Below are 2407 nucleotides of genomic sequence, written 5' to 3'. Positions count from 1 at the left end.
ACGCCTGGCCTGCGCTCCAGCTCCGCTCCTCGGCGCGGATCGTGGAGGACCACTCGTTCCTCGTCACCGACCTCGGCGACCTCACCCCCGTCCACCTGACGTACACGCCGCCGCCCGGCGAGGGCGCACCGGCCCGCCAGCCGCGCGAGGCGACATCCGGTCCCGCCCTCGCCGGCTGGGCCCGTTCGGCCTGCCGGCTGGACGGCTGGCGCGGGGAGGGCGTACGGGCCGTGAACAACTGGGTGTTCGCCCGGCAGGAGTTGCCCGAGAACGCCGGCCGGGCCGACTGGGTGTGCAGCAGGGCCGGTACGTGGCGCGGGCCCGGCCGGGTCGTGGTCCAGTTGCAGCCGCCGGCCCGCTCCGCCGCGACGCCCGGCCGCGTCGTCGCCGCGCAGAGCGACGGGGAGGACTCCGCGGCGTGCAGCCGCTTCGGGCAGCACGTCCTCGCGTCCACCGACTGGCGCGCCCCCTCGGGCGACTGGTACCTGCTGGCGGCCGGCAGCCGGGACGTACGCGGCATCGAGGCCACCGGCGACGTGGAGGCCGCCGCCGCGGGACCGACGCTGGCGAAGCGGGCGGAGAAGGGCGTACGGGCCCGGGTGACCGGCCGCATCGAGGGCGGCGGCATCCTGGCGACGGGGCGTTGAGCAGACTGCTCCGAAGCGACTTCCCCGCCCGGGGACCCCTACCGGCGTGCGCGCGGTAGAACAGAGCGATGAAGCGAACGGTGGTTGCGGCCGCGGCGGTTGCCGTGGCACTGGTCGGCGGCTGCGCCGAGGAGGCGAGTGGCTGCGACGCGGAGTACCGGCTCTCCGAGGTCAAGGGCGAGAAGCGGCCGGTGCGGATCGAGCCGAGTACGCACCACCCCGGGCTGACCGACCGCGAGTTGGAGGAGGCACTCCCGTCGCCGGGGCTGGAGGCCGCGACGAACGACAAGGTCCTCAACCATCTGCGCCAGGAGACGGTGCGGATGGCCGGCGTCGTGGGCGAGACGGGGCGTGGCCGCTGCGCGGGCGAGGCCGACCGGCCGCGCGGCGAGACCGTCCGCTGCACCGTGACGTACGAGGGTGTGACCGTGCCGTGGCTGGTCACGAGCAAGGGCACGACATCGGGCAGCACGGGCGCCTTCAGCCAGGACTTCGTCTATACGGCCAAGCCGCTCAAGACCCTGCACACCGCGCGGGCGGTCTATGACTGGTACGCCTGGGAGACCGGCAAGAACGGCACGACGGAGGGCCCGCTGGCCCCGGTCGACCCGCGGTGCGACCGGCTGCCGGAGGTCTTCCTCGCCGAGCCCGGCGAGGAGACCGGCTACTACTGCCAGGACGTCTCGAATACCTGTACCGACGACGTCCAGCACATCCGGTGGGGCGACCGTCCCATCCGGGCCGAGGAGAACGGCGACCTGTCGTTCCTCGCCGGGTGAGCGCCGCCGGGGGTCAGGGGCAGGGGGCCAGGGGGCACGGTGGCGAGGGAGGAGCCACCACCGTACCCCCGTACCTCACCCCTGGTACTGGGCGAGGATCGAGGTGAACTCCCACGGCTCCTGCGGGATCCCGCCGCAGGTGTCGGCGCCGCCGCCGTTGCAGGGGCGGTCGCGGTTGGCCGACCAGAAGGTGAGCCGGCCCAGGCCCTTGTCCTGCGCGTAGCCGAGCATGGTGCGGAAGTCGTCCTGGTCCACCACCTCGCCGACGTCGGTGTTGCCGTTCATCGAGGAGATGCCCATGCGCGGGTACACCTCCTCCTCGCCGTAGCCGTACGCCTCCTGCAGCGAGCCCTTCAGCCCCTCCGACGCCTGGACGGACAGCTGGCCCATGTCCCCGCCGTTGCCGCCGAAGTTGAACGGCATGATCGTCCAGACGTCCACGTCCAGCCCGGACTGCGCGGCCCGGTCGATGAGGCTGGTGTCGGGGCCGTTCTGCCCGGTGCCGATGGTGAAGACGACCTTCAGCCCGGGGTTGGCGGCCTTGACCGCCTTGAGCGCGTCGACGGTGCGCTGCTGGACCTCGGGGCTGTCGTAGGCGTCGGCTTCGAGGTCGATGTCGATGGCCGTCAGGTCGTACGCGTCGATCACCTTCTGGTACGCGTCGGCGAGGGCGTCCGCGCTGCCGCAGGAGCTCTCCAGCTTGTTGCCGCTCCAGCCGCCGAACGACGGGACGACGTCGCCGCCCGCGGCGCGCACCGCGGCGACGGTCTCCTCGTCGACGCCGCCGGTGAGCGGGCGCTGGCCGTCCCACTGCGGGTTGCAGGTGCCGTTGCTGAGGACGAAGGCGAGCGTGAACCCGCCGACGCCCGTGGCGTCCATGACCTCCGCGGGGTCGGGCGGGCTGCCCCAGCCGTTGTAGAGGTAGGGGGCCACGGCCATGGACGCGGCGGCCGGCCGCGCGGACTCCTCGTCCGCGGCGGG

At 73.5% G+C, this 2407-nt stretch carries 2 protein-coding genes and 1 pseudogene; 2 read left to right on the top strand and 1 reads right to left on the bottom strand.

Going from position 1 to position 2407, the window contains the following annotated elements; genetic code table 11:
* Both H5J30_RS27535 and H5J30_RS27530 read left to right on the top strand, forming a co-directional pair.
* Positions 1-647 (top strand): annotated as a pseudogene (locus H5J30_RS27535) (hypothetical protein); the annotation flags it as partial.
* Between the two features lie 68 nt (positions 648-715).
* Positions 716-1426 (top strand): hypothetical protein, encoded by a 711-nt coding sequence (locus H5J30_RS27530; protein ID WP_181790017.1) that lies wholly within the window; start codon positions 716-718, stop codon positions 1424-1426.
* 75 nt (positions 1427-1501) lie between these two features.
* On the opposite strand, the gene H5J30_RS27525 is transcribed toward H5J30_RS27530, so the two are convergent.
* The coding region (locus H5J30_RS27525; protein WP_181790016.1) for a chitinase at positions 1502-2407 on the bottom strand (906 nt) is incomplete at its 5' end.

This window comes from Streptomyces phytophilus (genome assembly GCF_013870535.1).
GTDB classification, from domain to species: Bacteria; Actinomycetota; Actinomycetes; order Streptomycetales; family Streptomycetaceae; genus Streptomyces; species Streptomyces phytophilus.
The sequence above is the reverse complement of the archived record's forward strand: the minus strand, read 5'-3'. Positions and strand labels throughout refer to the sequence as shown.